This window comes from Rhizobium sp. CF142 (assembly GCF_000281145.1).
GTDB lineage: Bacteria > Pseudomonadota > Alphaproteobacteria > Rhizobiales > Rhizobiaceae > Rhizobium.
In genome coordinates, this window is the sequence record NZ_AJWE01000085.1 from 26,870 (window position 1) to 50,160 (window position 23,291).

General features: G+C 61.3%; 24 protein-coding genes. 9 read left to right on the top strand and 15 right to left on the bottom strand.

Annotated elements, in window-relative coordinates; genetic code table 11:
• Positions 1-52: 52 nt before the first annotated feature.
• Positions 53-448, bottom strand: a complete 396-nt coding sequence (locus PMI11_RS15850) for a hypothetical protein (RefSeq protein ID WP_007818781.1) — start codon at positions 446-448, stop codon at positions 53-55.
• Between the two features lie 231 nt (positions 449-679).
• Here PMI11_RS15850 and PMI11_RS15855 point away from each other — a divergent pair, with 231 nt between their 5' ends.
• Positions 680-2,233, top strand: coding sequence for a helicase HerA-like C-terminal domain-containing protein (locus PMI11_RS15855; RefSeq protein WP_007818786.1), 1,554 nt, complete (start codon positions 680-682; stop codon positions 2,231-2,233).
• 108 nt (positions 2,234-2,341) lie between these two features.
• On the opposite strand, the gene PMI11_RS15860 is transcribed toward PMI11_RS15855, so the two are convergent.
• The 3 genes from PMI11_RS15860 to PMI11_RS15870 form a co-directional block, all read right to left on the bottom strand.
• Entirely contained in the window at positions 2,342-2,644 is a 303-nt protein-coding gene (locus PMI11_RS15860) for an alkylphosphonate utilization protein (RefSeq protein WP_007818791.1), read from the bottom strand.
• Positions 2,645-2,813: 169 nt separating this feature from the next.
• Positions 2,814-3,314, bottom strand: coding sequence for a metal-dependent hydrolase (locus PMI11_RS15865; protein WP_007818794.1), 501 nt, complete (start codon positions 3,312-3,314; stop codon positions 2,814-2,816).
• A gap of 51 nt (positions 3,315-3,365) precedes the next feature.
• Positions 3,366-3,869, bottom strand: a complete 504-nt coding sequence (locus PMI11_RS15870; protein ID WP_007818796.1) for a GNAT family N-acetyltransferase — start codon at positions 3,867-3,869, stop codon at positions 3,366-3,368.
• 383 nt (positions 3,870-4,252) lie between these two features.
• Here PMI11_RS15870 and PMI11_RS15875 point away from each other — a divergent pair, with 383 nt between their 5' ends.
• Complete coding sequence (locus tag PMI11_RS15875; protein WP_007818797.1) at positions 4,253-5,779, top strand: ABC-F family ATP-binding cassette domain-containing protein; 1,527 nt, start codon at positions 4,253-4,255, stop codon at positions 5,777-5,779.
• Positions 5,780-5,822: 43 nt separating this feature from the next.
• Here PMI11_RS15875 and PMI11_RS15880 read toward each other — a convergent pair whose 3' ends face one another.
• The 3 genes from PMI11_RS15880 to PMI11_RS15890 all read right to left on the bottom strand — a co-directional run bounded on the left by PMI11_RS15880 (position 5,823) and on the right by PMI11_RS15890 (position 8,008).
• Positions 5,823-6,599, bottom strand: a complete 777-nt coding sequence (locus PMI11_RS15880; protein WP_007818799.1) for a VOC family protein — start codon at positions 6,597-6,599, stop codon at positions 5,823-5,825.
• A gap of 111 nt (positions 6,600-6,710) precedes the next feature.
• A complete protein-coding gene (locus tag PMI11_RS15885; protein ID WP_007818801.1) occupies positions 6,711-7,175 on the bottom strand; it encodes a DUF1579 domain-containing protein in 465 nt (154 codons plus the stop codon).
• A gap of 89 nt (positions 7,176-7,264) precedes the next feature.
• On the bottom strand, positions 7,265-8,008 hold the full coding sequence (locus PMI11_RS15890) for a DUF899 domain-containing protein (protein WP_007818803.1): 744 nt from the start codon (positions 8,006-8,008) through the stop codon (positions 7,265-7,267).
• Between the two features lie 90 nt (positions 8,009-8,098).
• Here PMI11_RS15890 and PMI11_RS15895 point away from each other — a divergent pair, with 90 nt between their 5' ends.
• From PMI11_RS15895 to PMI11_RS15905, 3 genes are all read left to right on the top strand, one after another.
• A complete protein-coding gene (locus tag PMI11_RS15895) occupies positions 8,099-8,545 on the top strand; it encodes a MarR family winged helix-turn-helix transcriptional regulator (protein ID WP_007818805.1) in 447 nt (148 codons plus the stop codon).
• 110 nt (positions 8,546-8,655) lie between these two features.
• Entirely contained in the window at positions 8,656-9,063 is a 408-nt protein-coding gene (locus PMI11_RS15900) for a MerR family transcriptional regulator (RefSeq protein WP_007818807.1), read from the top strand.
• Positions 9,032-10,027 (top strand): aldo/keto reductase, encoded by a 996-nt coding sequence (locus PMI11_RS15905; RefSeq protein ID WP_037071503.1) that lies wholly within the window; start codon positions 9,032-9,034, stop codon positions 10,025-10,027. The genes PMI11_RS15900 and PMI11_RS15905 overlap by 32 nt, the downstream gene beginning before the upstream one ends.
• 63 nt (positions 10,028-10,090) lie before the next feature.
• Here PMI11_RS15905 and PMI11_RS15910 read toward each other — a convergent pair whose 3' ends face one another.
• Positions 10,091-11,635: an acid phosphatase gene (locus PMI11_RS15910; RefSeq protein WP_007818812.1), complete on the bottom strand. Its 1,545-nt coding sequence runs from the start codon at positions 11,633-11,635 to the stop codon at positions 10,091-10,093.
• 211 nt (positions 11,636-11,846) lie between these two features.
• On the opposite strand from PMI11_RS15910, the gene PMI11_RS15915 reads away from it, so the two are divergent.
• Positions 11,847-13,145: a cytochrome-c peroxidase gene (locus PMI11_RS15915; RefSeq protein WP_007818813.1), complete on the top strand. Its 1,299-nt coding sequence runs from the start codon at positions 11,847-11,849 to the stop codon at positions 13,143-13,145.
• Between the two features lie 58 nt (positions 13,146-13,203).
• On the opposite strand, the gene PMI11_RS15920 is transcribed toward PMI11_RS15915, so the two are convergent.
• Positions 13,204-13,626, bottom strand: a complete 423-nt coding sequence (locus PMI11_RS15920) for an organic hydroperoxide resistance protein (RefSeq protein ID WP_007818814.1) — start codon at positions 13,624-13,626, stop codon at positions 13,204-13,206.
• A gap of 127 nt (positions 13,627-13,753) precedes the next feature.
• Between PMI11_RS15920 and PMI11_RS15925 the strand changes: the two genes are divergently transcribed.
• Positions 13,754-14,230: a MarR family winged helix-turn-helix transcriptional regulator gene (locus tag PMI11_RS15925; protein ID WP_037071505.1), complete on the top strand. Its 477-nt coding sequence runs from the start codon at positions 13,754-13,756 to the stop codon at positions 14,228-14,230.
• A 62-nt stretch (positions 14,231-14,292) separates the two neighbouring features.
• Here PMI11_RS15925 and PMI11_RS15930 read toward each other — a convergent pair whose 3' ends face one another.
• Positions 14,293-15,693 (bottom strand): MFS transporter, encoded by a 1,401-nt coding sequence (locus PMI11_RS15930; protein ID WP_007818816.1) that lies wholly within the window; start codon positions 15,691-15,693, stop codon positions 14,293-14,295.
• 123 nt (positions 15,694-15,816) lie between these two features.
• On the opposite strand from PMI11_RS15930, the gene PMI11_RS15935 reads away from it, so the two are divergent.
• Positions 15,817-16,779: a LysR family transcriptional regulator gene (locus PMI11_RS15935; RefSeq protein WP_007818817.1), complete on the top strand. Its 963-nt coding sequence runs from the start codon at positions 15,817-15,819 to the stop codon at positions 16,777-16,779.
• Between the two features lie 144 nt (positions 16,780-16,923).
• Here PMI11_RS15935 and PMI11_RS15940 read toward each other — a convergent pair whose 3' ends face one another.
• The 5 genes from PMI11_RS15940 to PMI11_RS15960 form a co-directional block, all read right to left on the bottom strand.
• The gene (locus PMI11_RS15940) at positions 16,924-17,649 is read right to left on the bottom strand and encodes a L,D-transpeptidase (RefSeq protein ID WP_007818818.1); all 726 of its coding nucleotides are present in this window, start codon (positions 17,647-17,649) and stop codon (positions 16,924-16,926) included.
• 276 nt (positions 17,650-17,925) lie between these two features.
• Complete coding sequence (locus PMI11_RS15945; RefSeq protein ID WP_007818820.1) at positions 17,926-18,738, bottom strand: L,D-transpeptidase; 813 nt, start codon at positions 18,736-18,738, stop codon at positions 17,926-17,928.
• 144 nt (positions 18,739-18,882) lie between these two features.
• Positions 18,883-19,806, bottom strand: coding sequence for an alpha/beta hydrolase family protein (locus tag PMI11_RS15950; RefSeq protein ID WP_037071507.1), 924 nt, complete (start codon positions 19,804-19,806; stop codon positions 18,883-18,885).
• Between the two features lie 115 nt (positions 19,807-19,921).
• Positions 19,922-21,547 (bottom strand): cisplatin damage response ATP-dependent DNA ligase, encoded by a 1,626-nt coding sequence (locus tag PMI11_RS15955; RefSeq protein WP_007818824.1) that lies wholly within the window; start codon positions 21,545-21,547, stop codon positions 19,922-19,924.
• A gap of 3 nt (positions 21,548-21,550) precedes the next feature.
• Positions 21,551-22,561 carry a ligase-associated DNA damage response exonuclease gene (locus PMI11_RS15960; RefSeq protein ID WP_037071515.1) on the bottom strand — a complete coding sequence of 337 codons (1,011 nt, stop codon included), beginning with the start codon at positions 22,559-22,561 and terminating at the stop codon, positions 21,551-21,553.
• A gap of 128 nt (positions 22,562-22,689) precedes the next feature.
• Between PMI11_RS15960 and PMI11_RS15965 the strand changes: the two genes are divergently transcribed.
• Positions 22,690-23,286 (top strand): DUF922 domain-containing Zn-dependent protease, encoded by a 597-nt coding sequence (locus PMI11_RS15965; protein WP_037071517.1) that lies wholly within the window; start codon positions 22,690-22,692, stop codon positions 23,284-23,286.
• Positions 23,287-23,291: the final 5 nt, after the last annotated feature.

Sequence of the window (23,291 nt, forward strand, 5' to 3'; positions counted from 1 at the left end):
AAAAACAAAGCCCCCGGACGATGCCGGGGGCTTAAGGAAATAATGGACCGTCTTAGACGAACTGGCTGAGGCCGGGCACGGAGGCGACGACCTGATCGACCACCTCTTCGCCGGCATATTGCTTGGCGATGGCGATGGTTTCCTTGGCGAGCGAGGTGATTTCGCTCATGCCGAGGCCTTCGCTCATCAGCTGCTGGCCGAGGCCCATGATGCCGCCGCCACCGAGCGCGCTCATGAGGCCGCCGAGAAGACCGCCGCCGCTGCTGGAGCCTTCGCCGTTGAACTGGGCGACGAGTTCGGTGGCGCCGGGGATTTTTTCGATCATTTCGGCGACCGGGCCGTCGGCTGCTTCGCGCTGCAGGAAGCCGAGCATCATACCGAGCGCCTTTTCGGCCAGATCAGGCGCAATGCCCACACGATTGGCGATTTCAGTCACAATCTCATTCATCGTCTGCCTCCTGTTTTTTGACGTTAACGTCAACGTAATCGAATCAAGGCGGCAACTCAAGCGGCGCTTTGTGAGGCGCCTCTTTCCTGCTTTTCGTTTTAACACAGACAGTTGTCCGTCTCCTGTCGCCTGCTTATAACAGACAAACGATATTTGCATGAATGTGCGGAAAGAGGATTATCGCATATTCTGGAATGAAGCGGCGGCATCGCCCGAGGGAGATATTCTTACATGCTCGAGGACGGCAAGATTTTCATCGGCGCAAGCCGCAATCCTGATGACAGCATCAACAAGGGCGAATATCTCGACCTCAAATTCGGCAACCGCCACGGGTTGGTGACGGGTGCCACCGGTACGGGTAAAACAGTGACGCTTCAAGTGCTGGCCGAGGGATTTGCGAGAGCCGGCGTGCCGGTCTTCGCCGCCGACATCAAGGGCGACCTTTCGGGCATCTCCGCCAAGGGCGAGCCGAAGGATTTCCTCACCAAGCGGGCCGAGCAGATCGGCTTTACCGACTACGAATTCGAGCAGTTCCCGGTCATCTTCTGGGATCTCTTCGGCGAGAAGGGCCACCGCGTGCGCACCACCGTCGCCGAGATGGGGCCGCTGCTGCTTGCCCGCCTGATGGACGCTTCCGAGCCGCAGGAAGGCGTCATCAACATCGCCTTCAAGATCGCCGACAAGGCCGGCCTGCCGCTGCTCGACCTCAAGGATTTCACGGCGCTGCTCAACTACATGGGTGAGAATGCGTCGGAACTTTCCAGCCAGTTCGGCCTGATTTCCAAAGCCTCCGTCGGCTCCATCCAGCGTGCGCTGCTGGTGCTGGAACAGCAGGGTGCAGAACATTTCTTCGGCGAGCCGGCGCTCAAGATTTCAGACATCATGCGCACGTCGAACAATGGCTACGGTCAGATCTCCGTGCTTGCCGCCGACAAGCTGATGATGAACCCGCGCCTTTACGCCACCTTCCTGCTTTGGCTGCTCTCCGAGCTCTTCGAGGAACTGCCTGAGGTCGGCGACCCCGACAAGCCGAAGCTCGTCTTCTTCTTCGACGAGGCGCATCTGCTCTTCAACGATGCGCCGAAGGTGCTGACCGAACGCGTGGAACAGGTTGTGCGCCTCATCCGCTCCAAGGGCGTCGGCGTCTATTTCGTGACGCAGAACCCGCTCGACGTGCCGGAAACGGTACTCGCCCAGCTCGGCAACCGCTTGCAGCATGCGCTGCGCGCCTATTCGCCGCGCGAGCAGAAGGCGGTGAAGACGGCCGCCGATACCTTCCGCCCCAACCCCGCCTTCGATTGCGCCACCGTCATCACCACTCTCGGCACCGGCGAGGCGCTGGTTTCGACGCTGGAAGCCAAGGGCGCGCCGTCGATCGTCGAGCGAACGCTGATCCGCCCGCCATCCGGCCGCGTAGGACCGGTAAGCGACGCCGAGCGCCAGCAAATCATGGACCGCAGCCCGGTTCTCGGCGTCTATGACGAGGACGTGGACCGCGAATCCGCCTTCGAAATGCTGACGGCACGCGCCAAGAAGGCCGCCGATTCCGACGCCGCCAAGCGAGCGCAAGAAGAGGTCCCGGCGCCACAGGAGGGCAGCACCACGTCAGGCTGGACGCTGCCCGGCTTTGGCGGCGGCGATGACGACAAGGCACAGCCTCGCGGCCGCTCCGGTTATCAGCGTGAAACGGTGGTGGAAGCGGCGATGAAGAGCGTGGCGCGCACGGTGGCGACGCAGGTCGGCCGGGCGCTGGTACGCGGCATATTGGGAAGCTTGAAGCGGTAAGTCTAAAGCGTGGCGCGATCTTTCAGACTCGCGCAACGCTTTAGACCTTTGTTTTTACGCATGTCGTTATCGCAAAACCGCTTCACACTCTTGCGCGGCATGCTTTAGTCATCGCTTGCGGACAAATTCCGTGCGCAGGACGAGACCCTTGATCGTATCGTGACGGCAGTCAATCTCTTCGGGATTGTCCGTCAGACGGATCGAGCGGATGACCGTGCCCTGTTTCAGGGTCTGGTTGGCGCCCTTTACCTTCAGGTCCTTGATAAGCGTGACGGAATCGCCGTCCTTCAACACGTTTCCAGAGGCGTCGCGAACCTCGGACGCAGCCTGTGCGGCCGCAGCCATCTCGGAGGGAGCGCGCCATTCGCCTGTCGCCTCGTCATAAACATATTCGTCGTCACCGCCTGCCATCACTTTGCCCTCGATCAGGAATTTCCTCAGTCCATAGACGGCCGCTTATAACGATCACACGATGCTGTGCAACTATAGTGGCAAACAGGCAGGCGAAATGTGTCTGGCCACGATCAAGGAGTTCCAGCCTTTGCGATAACCGCTGACCTGCGCACCATCCTCTCTGTGGTCAGGCCGCAGATCGACCAGCTTCGGCACGGCGGCGGCGCATCAGGAAGAGTGCGAGCGCCGAAAGGCAGATCGAGATTTCCAGCAGGAATGTCCAGTGAAGCAGGAAGCTCATGATCCAGCTGGCATGGGTTGCGGGGACTCGAACCAGCTCGAATTCATGAAAGGAAAAAGGTGCCAACCAAAAGAGCGGCGCCGCGATCGTATCCATGACCATATGCAGCATGGCGGCTGCGAAGAAGACGCAACCTGCAGCGAGCCAGGCCGGACGAAGCCATTTGAGGAGCGGCAGGATCAGGATCGCCGAGACCAGCCAGAAGAGCGGCCAATGCGTAACATAAGCATGGTGATGAACCCGACCGCCGGAGGCGTAGAAATAGATCATGTCAAAATCCGGCATGACGCTGCCGATCAGCGCTGCCGCCATGATGGTGATGGACGACGCCCTGCGTCGCGCGGCAGTTCCGAGAATATAGCCTGCCGGCAGATGAGCGATGAGCATGCCGTGCCTCCCTGTGATGCCTGACATCGCTAAGAAGCGATTGTGTCGGGATCAAAGCGGCCGCGACATGAAGACTTCAGTGTGGCTGATTTCAGCTGGCACGGTGTGAAAAGGCGGGCAATGGGTAAAGCCGAAGGCTTCGTAGAGGGAAAGCGCGCTCTTCAGATAGGCGGCGGTATTGACGAGCATAGTGGGGCGGCCGCTCTTTTTTGTTTCCTCGAACACCCGCCGCATCAGCACATTGCCGATGCCCCGACCGCGAAAGGCGGGGTCCACGTAGAATTTATGGATCTCCATGGCAGCAGTCTCGAATGGTGCGAGCGCGATGCAGCCTGCCGGTGCTCCCTCCCATCTGGCGAGGAACATCATCGCTTCGTTGGAACTGTATTTCCGGGCGAGGCTTTCATGATTTTCGCCGTGAAAAAGCGTCATGACAATCTCGGCAGGAACGCCATGATCACGTCCCATCTCCACATCCAGGGCACCGAGCGCCTCGCAGAAGCCGGCGGCAATGACGAAATCCTCTGTGCTGCCTGCCCTTGAAACGGAAATCATCCCGCGTCCCCCGATCCCGGATGATGAAGGCCTTTCATACCATCTGAGCGTGTTTACTGCCATCGTGATCCCTTGTTTCCAGCCGCGAGCAATGGTATTTCTCCGCTGCAACCGAGAAAGAAGGAGGGCTGCGCGTGAATATGTATTTCCGGCATCATCGCCAGCGTGGCCCAGTCAACGCCCTGCAGATGCGTTTGCAGGGCTGACCAGAGACCGTTTCTCACAAATCTCTTCCTGGTCCGCCCCTTGTGGCACTGCTGCACCTGAATGCCCACCGTTCAAGCTGCAAGCATTTCATAATCCGCCAAGCATAACGCGCTTTTCCGTTGATGGCTGGAAGCCCCCGGATATGCGCGATCGCTTGGCAAGACCAGGATACGATCATGACCCTCATCAATATCCGCAATCTCGGCATCGTGCTGTCCGCGCCGCTGTTTTCGAAACTCAATCTCGTCGTCAATGCCGGCGACCGGATCGGCCTCGTGGCGGCGAACGGGCGCGGCAAATCCACCCTGCTCAACCTCATGACGGGCAAGCTGGAACCGACCGAAGGCGAGATCACCAAGGCGCGGGGGCTCACCATCGGCCATATGGAGCAGAATGTGCCGCCGGCACTTCTTGACGTGACCTTCCGTGAAGCCGTGCTTCTCGCCCTTCCTCCTGACCAGGCTGACGGCGAAAGCTGGCGTGCGGATGTCGTGCTGGAATCGCTCGAAGTGCCCGAGGAGTTGCGCGAGCGGCCGCTCCGACAGCTCAGCGGCGGCTGGCAGCGGCTGGCACTGATCGCCCGCACCTCAGTGAACGAACCCGACGTGCTGCTGCTCGACGAACCGACCAACCATCTCGACCTCGAAAAGATCGCGCAGGTGGAAAATTGGCTGAACGCACTGCCGCGCGATACGCCTGTGATCATCTCCAGCCACGACCGCGCCTTCCTCGATGCGACGACCAACCGGACGCTCTTCCTGCGGCCGGAGCAATCGCCGGTCTTCGCCCTGCCCTATAGCCGGGCGCGGTCCGCGCTCGACGAGGCGGATGCCTCCGATGCGCGGCGCTACGAGAAGGATATGAAGACGGTCGAACAGTTGCGCAAGCAGGCGGCGAAGCTCAACAATATCGGCATCAATTCCGGCAGCGACCTGCTGGTGGTCAAGACGAAGCAGTTGAAGCAACGCGCCGAAAAGCTGGAGGAAACCGCAAAGCCCGCCCATCTGGAGCGTTCGGCAGGCGCGATCCGTCTCGCCAACCGCGGCACGCATGCCAAGGTTCTGGTGACGCTCGAGGATGCCGAGGTTAGGACGCCTGACGGCACGCTGCTCTTCCGCACGGGAAAGCAGTTCATCTGCCAGGGCGACCGCATCGTGCTGCTCGGCCTCAATGGTGCCGGCAAGTCGCGGCTCGTCTCCATGCTGCGCGCGGCGATTGCCGAGCCGGAAACGGCAAAGGCCGGCATCAAGGCCACGCCCTCGCTGGTGCTCGGCTATGGCGACCAGCTGCTTGCCGATCTCAGCGATGCCGACACACCGCTGCAGACGATCATCCGCCGCTTCGATGTCGGCGACCAGCGGGCACGCTCGCTGCTTGCCGGCGCCGGTATGACGATCGAGATGCAGGGCAAGCCGGTAAAACTCCTCTCCGGCGGTCAGAAGGCGCGGCTCGGCATGCTGGTGCTGCGGCTGACGCAGCCGAATTTCTACCTGCTGGACGAACCCACCAACCATCTCGACATCGAGGGGCAGGAGGCGCTGGAAAGCGAGCTGATGGCACATGAGGCGAGCTGCCTGCTCGTCTCCCACGACCGCAGCTTCGTACGGGCCGTCGGCAATCGCTTCTGGCTGATCGAGCGCAAGAAGCTTGTGGAGGTAGAGAGCCCGGAAGGATTCTTCGCGAGTGTAAGGGGAGCTGGATAGGGGTCGCAAGCGAGATTGCTCGCGACCCTTTTTTCAATGAACCCTAACGCTTCGCCGCGGACAGGCAGAAATAGGCGCCTTGTGGATCGATCGCCTGGCAGACCCAGCCGCCAGGAACCTCCATCGGACCGTTGATAACCTTGCCACGACCGCTGTTAATCCGGTCGATGGCGGCATCGAGCGTCGGCACGGTGAAATAATAGGACCAGAAAGACATGCCGACTTCCGGCGGGCGGGTCATCATGCCGCCGGTCTGTTTTCCGTGCTCGGCGAAGATGTGGTAGACGCCCATCGGACCCATGTCGAAGTCCTGATCCTTCGTCCAGCCAAAGAGCTTGGCATAGAAGGCGAAGGCCTTGGCGCCGTCATTGGCGTAGAGTTCGCGCCAGCCGACATGGCCGGGCGTGTCGAAGGGCAGCTCCGGTGGCGGATTTTCCATCGGCAGCGGCGTCATGATGCAGAGCACCGCTCCATCAGGATCGGCTACCACGGCAAAGCGGCCTATGCCTGGAATATCCGCCGGCTGACGGCGGACGGTACCGCCGTTTGCCGAGAAGTCGCGTGCCGACTGATCGACATTGTCGACGGCGACGTAACCGGTCCAATTCGGCGGAATGCCCTGCCCCTCCAGCTCTGCGGGAAAGGGCATCATGCCGGCGACCCTGACGCCGTTTGCTTCGAAGATGGTGTATTCCGGCTGGTCTGCCGCCGGCATTTTGCTCCAGGTCCAGCCGACGACCGAGCCATAGAATCTCGCCGCCGCATCGGGGTCCGGCGTCATCAGCTCGCACCATATGAACTTGCCATGCGTATTGGACATCGTGTTCTCCTCGGTCCACGCTTGAGTTCTGTCTCTTGGTTTTTACGCAATTCCGGCGCAAAACCACTCTCGCACTTTTGCGGGAATTGCTCTTGATGTGCCCCGGCGATTTCAGCCCTTGCGGGTATATTTGACTTCCATGAACTGCTTCCAGGTGCCGTCAGCTTCCTTGACGCTCGATGTGAAGGTTCTGACGTTATCGTCGAGAAAGGCGATCTGCTCGCGATAGTCGGCAAGGCCATCGCCTTCGAAGGCCGGGCCCTTGGTGTAGAGCGACAGAACATTGCCCGAGGGCTCGATCTCGCCCTCATAGGTCCACATGTAGTCCATCATCGAGCCGATCCAGCTGCCGACATATTTGCCCTTGGCCGAGTCGTAGCCGAGCGTCAGGATCGTCGTTGCCTGCTTGCCGTCGGTCATTTCACCGGCTCCTTCGGCAACGAACCAGATGCCTTGCAGGGAGCGCACGGTCTCTTCCCAGGGCTTGTCGCCGGTCATGTCCGAAGCGGCGACGGTCCAGCGACCGACCATTCTCTCCAGGAAAGCATGCTCCTTCAGCACTTCTGCAGTCTTCATCGTCCTTCTCCTGCGGATGATGGATGGCTGGCTGGATGCTTCACGCAATTCCGAACGCAAAACCGCGCAGCACTTTTGCTGGAATTGCGTCAGTGGCAACAGGACGAGGCCTGGGGGCTTTCCTCATATTCGTCGTGGCGCTTTACGAAATCCATGGTCGAATCTTCGTTGCGGCCCTTGGGTGCGTGATCCAGGATCATCAGCGTACCAAGGATTTCTTCCGCGCCGCGGGCATAGCTCGAATAGGTATGGAACACTTCGCCCTTCTCATTCCGGTAAAAGGCCGAAAGTCCGGGCAGCTCGTCATTGGCGTCAGAGGGCGCTGTCGGAGAGAAATTATAAAAGACCTTGTCTTTGGCAAGGTCCTCAGGCGTGAAAGATACGTGATAATCGAAGTTGAAATCGCTGCCGAAGGACGAGACCCAGGGGAACTTCCAGCCCATGCGCTGCTTGTAGGCCTCGATCTTGGCAAGCGGTGCGCGGGCGACGGCGACAAGTGTAACGTCGTGGTGGTTCAAGTGCGGCAGCGTGCCGTCGAGATGATCGGCGAGGAATGAGCAGCCGGGGCAACCGGCCTCCCATTCGGGGCCGAACATGAAGTGATAGACCATGAGCTGGCTGCGGCCATCGAAAAGGTCGGCGAGCGATTTCCGCCCCTGCGGCGTGTCGAACGTGTAGTTCTTGTCTACTTTCACCCAGGGCAACGTCATGCGCTCGGCATTCACCTTGTCTCTGAGATGGGTCGCCTCCTTCTCCCTCAAGAGCAAAGCTCGGCGGGCTTCGAGCCATTCCTCGCGGGAAACGACGGGATTTTGGGTAACCTTGTTCAACATGATCTACGCCCTCCTCCGGCGCGGCCGGCATTTTCCGGCAGATAGTCTCCTCTTCTTGACTAAATACATTGATATCAATAGAAATAGATCATGTCAAACTCGATCGCGATTCCTTTTTCCACGACGCTTCTGGTGCGGGATACGTGCCTGTGCCTGCATGTGCAGCGCGCGGCGCGCGCGCTCGCAAGGCTGTTCGACGATGCGCTGCGGCCCGTCGGCCTCACCAACGGCCAGTTCTCCCTGCTGATGTCCCTGAACCGGCCGGAGCCGCCACCGATGGGACCGGTCGCGAGCCTGCTCGCCATGGATCAGACGACGCTGACGGCGGCACTGAAGCCACTGCAACGCAAGGGTTTAGTCGATATAGTACCGAACCCGAGGGACCGGCGTGGCCGTCTTCTGCGCCTGACGGATGACGGGCGGGCAGTCCTGCGACAGGCGCTGCCAATCTGGGAAAGCACGCATGCGGCACTCGAGACGAAATTGCCTGAGGGCAACGGCGATCACCTGAGACGCGACCTGCAATACCTAACGTGACCCTGCAGAGTCTGCATGGGTGGTCGCGAAATTAGCCGCAAAAAGCCTCTTGACTTAGAGTGCGCTCAAAGCCGTAGCTTCCTTGGCGTCGTGACGAGAACAGGTGTCTCATGAAGATCAGTGACCTTGCGAAACGGTCCGGTTTGTCGGCTCATACGCTGCGCTATTACGAGCGTATCGGCCTGCTCCCCTATGCCGATCGCGACCGATCCGGACAACGCGACTACGACGCTTCCATCCTTTCCTGGATCGAGTTTGTCGGCCGTCTGAAGACGACCGGCATGCCGATCCGCGACATGCTCCATTATGCGAAGCTTGCCGATAACGGGAAAGCCACTTTCAGCGAGCGTCGCGAGATGCTCAGGGAGCATCGTGAGCGTGTCCGGGCCCACGTGGCCGATCTCGAAACCTGCCTTCGCGTCCTCGACGGCAAAATCGCCTCCTATGAAGAGGCGGAAGAAAGGATGAGAGATGACAGACTCAACAATGCGGACACGCCGGCTCGGGCAAGGACTTGAGGTCGGATCGATCGGCCTCGGCTGCATGGGTATGAATTGGGCCTATGGCGCGACCGCCGCCGACAGGGGCGAGGCAATCGCCACGATCCACCATGCGCTTGATCGTGGCGTAACCCTGCTCGATACGGCCGACAGCTATGGCCCGCACACCAACGAAGAACTCGTGGGGGAGGCGATCAAGGGCCGGCGTGATCAAGTGGTACTGGCAACCAAGTTCGGCATCGTGCGCGCAGCTGGAGCGATACCAGGCGTCAGCGCCCAGACGGCCAACGGACGGCCCGAATATGCAAAAGCATCCTGCGAAGGGTCTCTACGGCGGCTCGGCGTCGACCATATCGATCTCTACTATCTCCACCGTGTCGATCCCGATACGCCGATTGAAGAGACCGTGGGCGCGATGAAGGAACTCGTCGAAGCCGGCAAGGTCAGACATATCGGTCTGTCGGAAGCCCGCGCTGACACAATCCGCCGGGCACATGCCGTGCATCCCATTACCGCCGTTCAAAGCGAATATTCGCCCTGGTCACGCGATCCGGAAGACGGCGTGTTGCAGACGCTTCGTGAACTCGGGATTGGGCTCGTGGCCTATTCGCCGCTCGGACGCGGCTTCCTGTCCGGCGCGATCAAGTCCGTCGACGAACTTGCGCCCAATGACTACAGGCGGACCTCGCCGTGGTTCATGGGTGACAATTTCAGGCGCAATCTCGAACTCGTCGCCGTGTTCGAAGAGATTGCGCGCCGCAAGGGCGCTACACCGGCGCAACTGGCTCTCGCCTGGGTGATGGTTCAGGGCGAAAATATCGTGCCCATTCCCGGCACTCGCCGCCGCGCGCGACTGGACGAGAATCTTGGAGCGGCTGGCGTTGATCTTACACCTGGAGATATCGAGGAAATCGCGAGGGCCCTGCCCCGCGCCGTCGGAGATCGCTACGGCGAAATCGGCATGCGGACGCTCAACGGATAAACATCCGGAAGTCGAAGTCTTCTCCCCAATCTGTGGGGAGAAGACATAGCGTTGTCGCGACGATCAGCGGGTCAGGTCGAGCGATGCCGTCAGGTTGCCCATCGGCGGCTCGTTGTTCAGCGCCAGCGCCCTGTCGCGGGCGAGCAGGCCCGGCAGAACCGGCAGGTCGTAGCGGGTGGTGATCAGGCGCAGGATCGAGGTCGTGTCATACTGCGTATGATCGACCATGCCGCCCTTGGCGTAAGGCGAAATGATGAAAGCAGGAATGCGGTTGCCCGGCCCCCAGCGATCGGCCTTCGGCGGGGCGACGTGATCCCAAAAACCGCCGTTTTCGTCATAGGTAACGACCACGAGCATGTGGCCCCATTGCGGGCTCTTCTCCAAATGCGAGACCAGATCGGCAAGATGCTGGTCGCCGCTCGAAACATCGGCGTAACCGCCATGCTCGTTGAGGTTGCCCTGCGGCTTGTAGAAGGAAACGGCCGGCAGCTTGCCGTCGTCGATATCCTTGATAAAGGCCTCGCCGCCGAGGCCGCCGTCCTTCAGGTGCTCGGCGCGGGCTGATGTGCCCGGCGCGAAATTGGCGAAGTAGTTGAACGGCTGGTGGTGAAACTGGAAGTTCGGCACCGGCGTGGCATTCTTGCCATCGAGGGCTGCCTGCCAGGCGCCACCATACCATGCCCAGGTGACGCCCTTCAGCGACAGCAGGTCGCCGATGGTGATCTCGTGCTGCGGCGGCAGCGTGTTCGGCTGCGAGGGATCGGCATAGGCGGCATCGCCGTCCTTGGCCGGGGCGTTGGCGCTCGGCTGGTAAGGCGGCTGCATGGTGTTGACCGCGTAGAAATCCGGCGTGAGGTTGCCGTCGGAGACGAACTTCGGAGCACCGTCGAGGGCGGACTTCGGTGCATTGTCGGCAACCGTCAGCGAAATGCCGTCGGCATCGACCTTGGCGATCGTCGGCTTGGCCGGGCTCTTGTCGGCATCGGCATAATAGGGCGCGCAGGCGCAGACCAGTTGGAAGTGGTTGAAGAAGGAGCCGCCGAAGCCGCCCTGGAAGAAATTGTCGGCCAGGACGTATTTTTTGGCGACCTGCCACATGGGCAGGATCGAGCCGTCATAATGGCCCATGACGAGGCTGCCGGAATCGGCCCAGGCAACGAACTTATCGTTCTTGCCGCCATCGATCTGCATCTGCTCCTGGTAGAAGCGGTGCCAGAGGTCGCGGGTGATGACGTTTGTCGCCTGCGCAAAGCCCTTGGGATCGTCGATCGAGAAGACGGCGTTGGCGAGGTGAGCAGACTGGGCCTCGGTGATGGCGGGCGTGACACCCTTGGCGGTCAGGCCGCCCCAGGCCGGCGGTAATTCTGCAAGCGGCGCGCCGTCACGATCGAGCTGACGTGCCTGGTTTTCGCTTGCATTGGCAAGGCCGTTGGCACCCGGAAAGCTGCCATAGAGGTTATCGAAACTGCGGTTTTCGGCGTAGATGACGACGATATTCTGGATCTTGTCCATGCCGGCGGGTGCTGCATGGGCGGCCGTGGCAAGCGCCAGCGGTAGCATGGCCGAACCGGCCAACGAGAGATTGCGGAGGAGATTCAGTCTGGTCATGGCGGGATACCTCATGGCTAAGGGGGCGTGGCTAGAGGGGCGCCGGGCGGACGTGGAATGGCCAAGCGCAGGCGAGACGCTATTCCCGCCATCTATCAACTTTGTGACATCGAGCGGGTTGCGCCTGCGGCCGGTACGCGCCCGTCATCAATCTGTTGCAGTCAGGTTCGATCATGAGGGCCCACAATGTTAACCCATTGGAATCCCTGGCATGGCGACGAAGATTATCTGGCTCCTCCGGTCTGGTATGGCGCTCGGTTTGGCGGCGACGGCGATCGGTTTTGCCATTCTGCCCCTGCGGCAAAGCAGCGCGGCCGTCACCGGCGGCGTGCATCCTGGCCCCATGTCACGGACGCAAGCTTATGCCCGCGCCGAAGCGCTGACGGAACTCGGCCGCAAGATGTTCTCCGACACTTCGCTTTCCGCCTCCGGCGTACAGGCCTGCGCCTCCTGCCACGATCCGCATCATGCTTTTGCACCTGCTACCGCGACACCGGTCGAAATGGGCGGGCCGCATATGGATCAGCCGGGACAGCGCGCCGTGCCAACCTTGCGCTACCTGCAGGCGATACCCTCGTTCACAGAGCATTTCTACGATTCCGAAGACGAAGGCGACGAGAGCGTCGACAACGGGCCAACGGGCGGCCTGACCTGGGACGGGCGCGTGGACCACGGTTCCGACCAGGCGAAGATCCCCCTGCTTTCGCCCTTCGAAATGGGCAACAAGGATGAGGCCCAGGTCGTCGCCTCGCTCCGCAAGGCGGTCTATGCGGAGGATTTCCGGGAGATTTTCGGCCAGGACATATTCGGTAGTGCCGGGGATGCCTTCCAGGGTGCGGTCGAGGCTCTCAGCACCTTCGAGCAGAGCGGCGCGGATTTCTACCCCTACTCCAGCCGCTATGACGCCTTCCTTGCCGGCAAGGGAACGCTGACGGCGCAGGAGCTGCATGGGCGCGAACTCTTCGAGGATCCGGCCAAGGGAAACTGTTCGAGCTGTCATCTGAGCGAGCCCGCCAATGATGGCGAGCCGCCGCAATTTTCCGACTTCGGCTTCCTGGGGCTGGCGGTGCCGCGGAACATGGCGATCCCCGCCAACAGCGACCCTGATTATCACGATCTCGGCCTCTGCGGCCCTCAGCGTACCGACTTCAGCAACCGGCCGGAATATTGCGGCCTGTTCCGCACGCCGACGCTGCGCAATGTGGCGCTGAAGAAGAGCTTCTTCCACAATGGCTATTTCCATTCGCTGCGTGACGTCGTCTCCTTCTACGCCACGCGCGACAGTGATCCCGGCCGCTGGTATCCGAAGAATGCAGACGGCACGATCCGCAAATATGATGACGTTCCGCAGGTCTATTGGGACAATCTCAACCAGGATCCGCCCTTCGGCCGCAAGCCCGGCGACCCGCCGGCGCTGACGGAATCGGAAATCGACGACATCGTCGCCTTCTTAGGCACGCTGACTGACGCGGACCAGCTGCCCGGCTCAACGCAGCAGGCAGCACATTAATTCAAAAGAAAAGGCCGGAGCGTTGCCCCGGCCTTTCTTCACTGGCACTGCAAAATAATCAGGCGACCGTGACCGGTACTTCGGTCGAGGTGCGCATGGCGTGGCTGTAAGGGCAGACGATGTGGGCCGCAGCAGCGAGCTTTTCAGCGGTTTCGCGGTCGACGCCCGGGATGTTTACGGTCAGGGCCACTTCGATACCGAAGCCGCCGCCATCCTCACGCGGGCCGATGCCGACGGTTGCGGAGACGGTGGTTTCCTCGGGAATCTTGACCTTTTCCTTGCCGGCCACAAATTTCAAAGCACCGAGGAAGCAGGCCGAATAACCGGCCGCAAAGAGCTGTTCGGGATTGGTGCCCGTTGCGCCGTCGCCGCCGAGTTCCTTCGGCACGGTCAGCGTGACGTCGAGAACGCCGTTTTCGGAAACGGCTCGGCCTGCGCGGCCACCGGTGGCGGAAGCTTTGGTCGTATAGAGAATAGGCATGACAATCTCCTTTGGTTGGCCCCGTTCGTTCGGGTTGAGTTTTTAATAACGCCCAATTAAATTGTACGCAAGTGAATTTTGCAAATTGCATTCGGAATTTGAAAAGAGGACAATGAGACCTCTGAGGATGACAGCGATGAAAGCGAGAACGGCGAAAGTGATGGAAATACCGGAAGAGGAAAAGCGACTGGAGAAGCAGCTCTGTTTCGCGGTTTACGCGACGGCGCATGCCTTTACCCGCGCCTACAAGCCCATACTCGACAAGGTGGGCCTCACCTATCCGCAATATCTCGTCATGCTGGTTCTATGGGAAAAAGCCGAACTGCCGGTCAAGACGATCGGCGAGCAGCTCGATCTCGATTCCGGCACGCTCTCGCCCCTCCTCAAGCGGCTGGAGCAGAACGGCCTCATCAAGCGCACCCGCGATTCCCGCGACGAGCGGCAGGTCATCGTGTCGCTGACGCCGAAAGGTCAGGCGATGAGGGGCGAGGTCAATACGATCATGTCTTCTATCGGCGAGGCGATCGGCTGCACACTGGAGGAAATGGCCGTCATGCGCGACATGCTGAGCCGACTCAGGGGGAATCTCAACGCAAGCATATAGGCCGGGACTTGATGATGGGCTGAAAGAGGATGCCCGCGCCACCCTGGCGCGGGCAATTTGCATTATTCTGCTGCCTGATAGGCCTGCGGGCGAAGCGTGGCGGTCTTCGGGCCGACGGCGGCAAGCAGAGTGATCAGGATCGCCAGCAGCGCCACGAAGACGATGCCGCCGACATAGGGATCCCAGCCGACGTGCGGGGCTGCGGCGAAGATTGCGGAGGCCGCCGCCAGCACAATGCCGCCGCCGATCTGGAAAGAGGCAAAGAGCAGGCCGGAGGCAAGACCGGACTTGTCCTCTTCAACATCAGACAGTGCGGCAACCTGGATCGCCGGATAGGTCATGGCATAACCGACGCCGAGCGGGATCTGGTTGAGGGCAACCAGGATGATCGGATCGATATGGCCGACCAGCGCTACCCAGAGGATGTAGCTTGTCGCCTGCAGACCGACGCCGACAGCCATCAGGCCCGTCGTGCCGCGGTTTTGCGCCACAGTGGCAAAACGCGGTGCCAGGAACATGACGCAGACGCCGCCGAAGGCGAAGCAGAAGCCGGTGGCAAAGGCCGACCAGCCAATGACATCCTGATAATAGAGCGTGGCGATGAACTGGAAGCCGACATAGGCGCCCTGGAACAAAGCGGCGATGGCATTGGCATGGCTGAGTTTTGCCCTGCGGAAGATATGCAGCGGCACCATGGGATCGGCATGGCGCGATTCCACGATCAGGAAGAGTGCGATCAGCACCACGGAGGCAACGAGCGAGCCCCAGGTGAAGAAGTCATTCCAGCCGGCTGCGGCAGCATTGGTGATGCCGAAGACGAAAAGCAGCAGGCCGGGGGTGATCGTCAAGGCGCCCGCCCAGTCGAAATGCTTGCGTCCCTCACCGCGCCGCGCATCCGGGGGCAGGACAAAGGGAGCGATCGCCAGCGTGAGGATGGCGACCGGAGCGCCCATGACGAGCGTTGCCCGCCAGCTCACCAGGGTGGCGGCACCGCCGAGCACCATGCCGAGCACGAAGCCGGTGGCGCCGGTGGAGGCGAAGACGCCGAGCGCTTTTGCCCGCTTCTCGCCCTCGCCGAAGACGGAGAGCAGCAGGGCAAGGGCCGCCGGGGCGGTGAAGGCTGCGGCGATGCCCTTCACTAGGCGGGCAGCGATCAGCGTCGGCCCGCTATCCACGAAGCCGCCGGCAATGCTGGCGGCCGCGAAGATGCCGAGCGACCAGAGGAAAACGCGGCGGTGGCCGAAGAGGTCGGCGACACGGCCACCGAGCAGCAGGAATCCGCCATAACCCAGCACATAGGCGCTGACGGCCCATTGAAGCGAGGTTGCGGGCATACCAAGTTCGGTCTGGATGGCAGGCAGGGCGACCCCGATGGTGGACACATCCATGGCGTCAAGGAAATTCGCAGCGCAGAGCAGCAGCAACGCCAGGCCGGCTCCGCGTGGAGATGGGGAATTGGTCATCGATCTCAGTTCCTTCTTTGCTGCCGCTCTTGCCGGGAGGCTGGCCGGCGGCAGGGAACGAGAAAATGTACAGCTTCCAACCCTATTGCAAATTGATAGTACCCATGTCAGGTATTACTGATAATGATGAATGACGCTATCCTTCGCAAAATTGACCTGAACCTCCTGCTCGCCTTCTCGGTGTTGATGCAGGAGCGCAATGTCAGCCGCGCTGCCGAAAGGCTGCTGCTCGGCCAGCCCGGACTTTCGGCCGCTCTCAAGCGGCTGCGCGAGGCACTTGATGATGAGTTGTTCGTGCGCGTCGGCCGCGGCCTGCAGCCGACGGCGCGGGCGCTCGCCATCGCTCCGGCGATCGAGGATGCGCTCTCCGGCATCGAACGGGCGATCCGCCCGCCCACAGGCTTCGACCCGTCAACCTGGCAGGGCGAATTCCGCGTCGGCATGTGCGACAATCTGGAAACGGCCTTCTTCGGCCCTCTGGTCGCGCGGCTGCGCCAACTTGCGCCGGGCGCGCGGCTCGTGGGCGTCGCTGCCGACAAGCGCGATGCGGCGCAGATGCTCGATGACGGCGCGTATGAATTCAGCATCTCCGTTCATGGCGAACCGGCCTCCTGGCATATCCGCATGCCGCTGTTCGAGCAGTGCTCGATCGCCATTTACGATCCGCAGCAATTGAAGCTGAAGCCGCCCATCAGTGTCGAAGATTTTGTCGCAGCACCGCATATCGCCATCTCCTTCGTCGGCAGTGCGACGACGGCGGTCGATGCTGCGCTCGACAAGGTGGGCCTGAGCCGCAACGTCGTGGCGACCGTTCCCCGCTATTCGGCCGTGCCGCCGGCGCTGAGGGCCATGCCGTCGATCGCCGTCGTGCCGGAATCGCTGGGACGCTGCATGGCGCAGCTTCATAATCTCGAGGTGTCGATGCCGCCGATCAAGCTGCCGGCCGACCCAGTGTCGATGCTGTATCGGCGGGTGGACAGGGCGGACGAGCGGGCGTCTTGGTTTCGGCAGTTGTTTGTCGAGGTGGCGGACAAGGCGCTGCTTGCTTCGGGATGCAAGGCTGGGATTTGCGCCGAGGCGGCGTAACTATCAAGTCAAAAGAAAACCGCCCGTGTTGGGCGGTTTTTGTGTTTTGGGCGAGGCACCCTCTGGCCCTGCGCTTGCGCTTCGGGCGTTCGTCACTGCAATCGATTCACTGGATCGATTGCTCGGGCTTCGCCCGACCGTTCCTCACTGCCAAACAACGATCGGGGTTTTGTTCGGGACGCGATCGTAGAGGTCGATGATGTCCTGGTTGAGCAGGCGCACGCAGCCCGACGAGACGGCCTTGCCGATGGAGCGCCATTCCGGATTGCCGTGCAGGCGGTAGAGCGTATCTTCGTTGTTCGAGAAGATGTAGAGCGCGCGCGCACCGAGCGGGTTCAGGAGGCCTGGCTCCATGCCGCCGCGGTCGATCGAATATTTCGCAAGCTCCGGCTGGCGGGCAACCATCTCATTCGGCGGCTTCCAGCGCGGCCATTTCTGCTTCCACTGGATCACGCCGTTACCTGACCAGGCGAAACCTTCGCGGCCGATGCCGACGCCGTAACGCATCGCCATGCCGCCGGGCTGGACGAGATAGAGGAAGCGCGAGGGCGTATCGACGACGATGGTGCCGGGCGGCTGGCCCGTGGGATCCACGACCTGCTGGCGATAATAGCGCGGATCGATCTGCTGGTAGGGAACGGCGGGGATGAGGAAACCGCCATCTTCGATTGGGCCGTACATGACGGCAAGTTCTGCTTCGCCGGGCGCGCTCGTCGTCTGGAACGCGCGGAAGGGCGAACGGTAGCTGATCGACATGCCGCCATTTTCGACCGTATTCGAAGTGGAGGCACAGCCTGCCAGCGCGGAAGCCGCTGTCAAAGCCGAAAAGGAAAGAAAGCTACGACGGGAGAGAGGGTTATCGAGGCTCATGACGCGGGACTGATTTCCTTCGTGATGCGGGGCTTGCCATAAACGCAGCTCACCCCTGATTCGTCCAATGCCGAAATCGACTACAGCGCAGCGCGTCTTCAGACGCGCAAAGGACGCTGTAGCACTTTAAACTGCTGCATAATTTTATCCTTAAAGCGATTCCGATTTAAGGAATTATGCAGTAGGAAAAAATCTATCGGCTTATACTAAATAAACCATAGCATCACGCAGACGTGTCCAGCTCCAGGCAGACGATCTCGCCTGCCTGTTGCAGCCCTACATCACAACGATCTCGGACTTGGCCGGCACGCGGTCGTAAAGATCGACGACATCCTGATTGAGCATGCGGACGCAGCCGGAGGAAACCGCCTTGCCGATCGACTGCCAGTCGGGCGTGCCATGAATGCGATAAAGCGTGTCCTGGCCGTTCTTGAAAATATACATGGCGCGGGCGCCGAGCGGATTTGCAAGACCCGGATTCATGCCGCCATTTTCCGCAGAGAAGGGACGAACTTCCGGCTGGCGGGAAACCATCTCGACCGGCGGTGTCCAGCGCGGCCACTTCTGCTTCCACTGGATAACGCCGCGGCCCTTCCAGGCAAAGCCCTCGCGGCCGAGACCAACACCGTAGCGCATCGCCTTGCCGTTGCCTTCGACGAAATAGAGGAAGCGATCCTTGGTATCGACGACGATCGTGCCCGGGCGCTCGTTGGTCTGGTAATCAACCTCCTGGCGCAGATATTCCGGATGGATGCGAGTGGCGGGGATTGCAGGCAGCGTGAAGTCGCCATCCTTCAACTGGCCATACATGCCCATATCCAGGTTCAGCGGGTTACTGACCGGCAGACCGTAAGTCTGGTGGAACTGCGTTTTGTAGAGTTCGCGCGTCTGCGGCACCGGCTGATCGGGGATCGGCTTGACGCGGCGCGGATCGACGCCCGGCGGCTCGTAAAAGACGGGCGAGATTTCCTGCACGAAGCGCGCAGGGGAATCGGCCGCGACATCCGGAACCAGAATGTTGCAGCCGCTGAGCGTCATTGCAGCAGCCGCGAGCCCGGCAAACGGGAAAGCCCGGCGCAGAAAATTCATGAAACCATCCTCATCAGCGATCGTCGAGACAGCATATCTGCTCGCAGGATGGCATTCGCGGCTGGCGCGAGGCTGGTGGCAGAGGGCGGAACGGCCCCGTAAGCAGTGGATGCAGGCCTTTGCCGGACCTGCATCCGGCGGCTGTCAGGCCGCGACGCCATGGAAGAACTGGATGCTTTGTGCGATTTCCGCCGGCAGCGCCGAGGTATGGTTGCCGTCAACCGTATCCGCCTCGATATGAGTGCCTGCCGCGCGAGCACGCGAGACGAGCAGATCGGCCCGGTCGTTGAAATGCGATTCTTCGGTGCCGTGCAGCACCCTCACCGGACACTTGAAGCTATGTGCATAGCAAAGCGCCGTGCGCACCTCGAACTCATGCGCGTTCGAATCGTCGAAGCGAATGTCTTCAGGATAGCGGTTGAAGAAACGGAAGGCATCTGCGTTACCTGAAATCGGCACGGCCGCCCGAAAATGATGTGTACTCATGGCCGTCAGCATCGTCAGCGTGCCGCCGACGCTGTGACCCGCGATGAAGAGGCGCCCGGGATCGACGCCCGGCAGATGGCGCAGGCGCTCGGTCGCGGCGAGCACGTCGTCCACCTCGTCATAGAAGCCTGAGAAATTGCCCATCTGGCCGTTTTCGCCACGCACGGACGGCATCATCACCACATAACCGGCATCGATGTAGGGCTTCATGAGCTGCCAGTGGCCCATGCCCATGGCATTGCCGCCGTGAAGGAAGAGGATGCCGGGCTTTGGCTTACTCTCGCGCTTGTATTTGGACACCCAGGCCGTCAGTTCCAGCTCACCGCCATAGCCGGAACGATAGAAGATCCGGTCAGCATCGGCGGGTGCTGTCAGCGGCTCGTATTTGTCCGGCGCCGGCCCTTTCTGCAGCAGCTTGGTGCGGAAGTGATGACGGACACCGGCATAGTCATGTTTGGCGAGCCTCGGAACTTCGGGAACATCGAAGGCATTCGCAAGGCGAGGCAGCAAAAGAGAGCCTGCCATGCCTGCAAGCAGGCCGCGGCGTTGACGGAAAAAGGCATTTCGTTCTTGCGAGCTCATACGCGTCACCCATCATTTCCCCGGCTCAAAAAATCTGCACCGGAAGAGCGTTGCCGCCAATACACATGCTGTTGAAAACCGGGGGCCTGCGTCATTTTTGCGCAGGCAGATATCGTCAACCCGCCTTGGCGTCGATCATAGCGATGAGCGTGCGCAGGCGATCGGCCTCGTAGGAGGGCTTGTCGGGGCGCAATCTCGCGATGCGTGGAAAGCGCATGGCGACACCCGACTTGTGGCGAGTGGAGCGATTGATTCCCTCGAAGGCGACCTCCACGACGAAGCCGAACTCCTTATCCGCGCGCACTGCCCTGACCGGGCCGAAGCGCTCGGTCGTGTTGTTACGTACGAACTTGTCCAGCACTTCGAGCTCGGCATCGGTGAAGCCGAAATAGGCCTTGCCGACGGGGACGAGCTGTTCGCCATCCTCGTCATCCGCCCAGACGCCGAAGGTGAAATCCGAATAATAGCTGGAGCGCTTGCCGTGGCCGCGCTGGGCATACATCAGCACCGCATCGACATTGTAGGGATGGCGCTTCCACTTGAACCACGGCCCCTTCATGCGGCCGGCCTGATAGATGCTGTCGCGGCGCTTGATCATCACGCCTTCGATGACAGGATCGGGCGGGGCGGCGCGCAGATCGTCCAGTTGCTCCCAGGTGGAGAAAGGCACCAGAGGCGAGAGGTCGAAGCGGTCATGCGGGGCGCGGTCGATGATTTCCGAGAGCCGATCGCGACGCTCGATATAGTTCTTGCCGCGCACGTCCTGCTCGCCGTCGAAAAGCATGTCGTAGGCGCGGATGAAAGCCGGATATTCCTCCAGCATCCTTGACGTCACCGTCTTGCGGTTCAGGCGCTGCTGCAGGTCGGAGAAGGTGCGGGTCGGATTATTCGAACGCGCCGTGCCGCCGACCAGAAGTTCGCCGTCGATGACGCCGGAAAAGCTGATCGATTCCAGGATATCCGGAAAGGCCCCTGAGATGTCGTCGCCGGAACGGGAGTAGATCCTGCGCGTCTCGCCGGAGCGGGAGAGCTGGACGCGGATGCCGTCCCATTTCCACTCGGCGGCATAATTGGCGGGGTCGAGGCTATCAAGATCACCCTCCTCCACCGGATTGGCGAGCATGACGGAATGGAAGATGGCAGGCGTTGCAAGCACCGGCTTTTCCTCGCCGCCCTCCAGCCATTTGAAGAGCGATTCATAGGGCGGCTGCAGGCCGTGCCAGAGGGTTTCGATCTCGGTGACGTCCTTGCCGCCGAGATCGGCGAGTGCCTGCTTGGCAAGGCGCGCAGACACGCCGATACGCAGCGCCCCGGTCGCGAGTTTGATGAAGGCGAAGCGGCCGGAAGAATCCAAACGGTCGAGCAGGTCGCGCACGAAGCTGCGCACCTCGGTGCGGCCAAGCGAATTCATCCTGACGACGACTTCGCCAAGACGCGGCTGGGCGAGTGCAGAGCGGTCGATATCGCGCTCATTGTCCCAGACCAGCGAGATGGTTTCGGCGAGGTCGCCGACATAGTCGTAGGAATATCGGAAGAGCACTTCGTCCATGCGCTCCAGAACCAGTTCGCGCAGCATGGCGGGCTTGACGTTGCGCACCTCCAGCGTGCCGGCAATCGCAGCAAGGCCGTAACCGCGATCGGGGTCCGGTGTGTCGCGGAAATAGTCGGTCAGGAGCTTCAGTTTGCCGTTGCGGCTGGGGGTGAGGACCAAGCGGTCTAGGAGGTCGGCGAAGGCTTTCATGCTTCAATCCCCCTCGTCCTCATAACCCACCAGATGCAGCGGCTTGGCCTTGATGCCCTGCAACTCGCACCAGCGCACCAGCGCCTCCTCGCGGCCGTGGGTAACCCAGACCTCCTGGGGGCCAAGCTCGGTGATCGTCTCGGTCAGTTCCGGCCAGTCGCAATGATCGGAAATGACGAGCGGCAGTTCAACGCCGAGCTGCTTGGCGCGCTGGCGCACCATCATCCAGCCGGAGGCGAAGGACGGCAGCGGATCGTTGAAGCGGCGCGCCCAGCGGTCGGCGAAAGCCGAAGACGGGCCGACGACGACGGCGCCCTTGAAAGCGGATTTGTCGCGGCTTTCGATGGTGGCCGGCAGCAATTCGCCGAGATCGATGCCCTGGCTGATGTAATAATCGCAGAGCCGTTCCATGGCGCCGTGGATATAGATCGGCTCGCCGTAGCCGGTATCGCGCAGCAGGCGGATGACGCGCTGCGCCTTGCCGAGCGCATAGGCGCCGACCAGATGCGTGCGTTCGGGAAACTGGCGCAAGGAGGCAAGCAGCTTGCCCATCTCGTCGATCGGATCGGGATGGTGGAAGACCGGAAGGCCGAAGGTCGCCTCGGTGATGAAGACATCGCAGGGCACCGGCACATAGGGCTCGCAGGTCGGGTCCGGGCGGCGCTTGTAATCGCCTGACACGACGATGCGTGTACCATTCTTCTCGATGGCGATCTGGGCCGAACCGAGCACATGGCCGGCGGGATGGAAGCTCACCTTCACGCCATTGACGACGAGTTCCTCCCCGAAAGCGACCGACTGTTCGCTGGCTGAGAAGCCGTCGCCGTAGCGGATGCGCATGATGTCGAGCGTCTGGCGGGTGGCGAGCACATTCGCATGGCCCGGACGGGCATGATCGGAATGGCCGTGGGTGATCAACGCCCGCTTCACCGGCCGCACCGGATCGACATAAAAGCCGCCTTCCGGGCAATAGAGCCCTTCGGGGGCAGGATAGAGGAGCGCATCAGGTCTCATGGCAGCAAAGATAGTGGGAATTGCGTTTTGCGCCAGAGGGATGGCGAGACACGTCTTTTCCTTCATTGCATCATCCCGTCAGGCTCGCTAGCTTCGCCCGCGCTGCAGCAAGGAAGCGAATGGGGCGCATGCGGACTGTTTTCGGATTTGGACTACTGGCGCTCGGGCTGATGCCGCCCGCCGCCGCCTCGGCAACCGACTGGCAGCCGAGTGAAGAAGTAAAGGCTTACGCAATCAGCGGCCGCACCGGCATGGAACTTTACCGCTCCATCGGCGAACGCGGACCGCAGGCCGGCCCGGGGCGGGTGATCGCGCATACGACCTTCAAGCTGACCTGGACGCGCAAATACGAGCAACAGGGCGGCGCCTGCACACTCACCTTCGCGAGACCGAAGCTCACCATCATCTACACGCTGCCGAAAGCGCCGAGCGACCTGTCGGCGGCCACCAAGGCAAGCTGGGAAAGCTTCATATCAGGTGTGCGCACGCATGAGCGCTGGCATGGCCAGACGATCATCGAAATGGTCAAGGAGATCGAGACGCTGAGCAACGGCTTCTCCGTGCCCGATGACCCCGGCTGCAAGAAAATCAGGCCTGAACTGACGGTGCGGCTCGGGGAGCTCTCCAACAAGCAACGCCAGCGCGGCCGGGATTTCGACCGCGTGGAAATGAGCGAGGGTGGCAACATCCAGCAGCTCATCCTGAAGCTGGTGAACGGTCCCTGACCGGT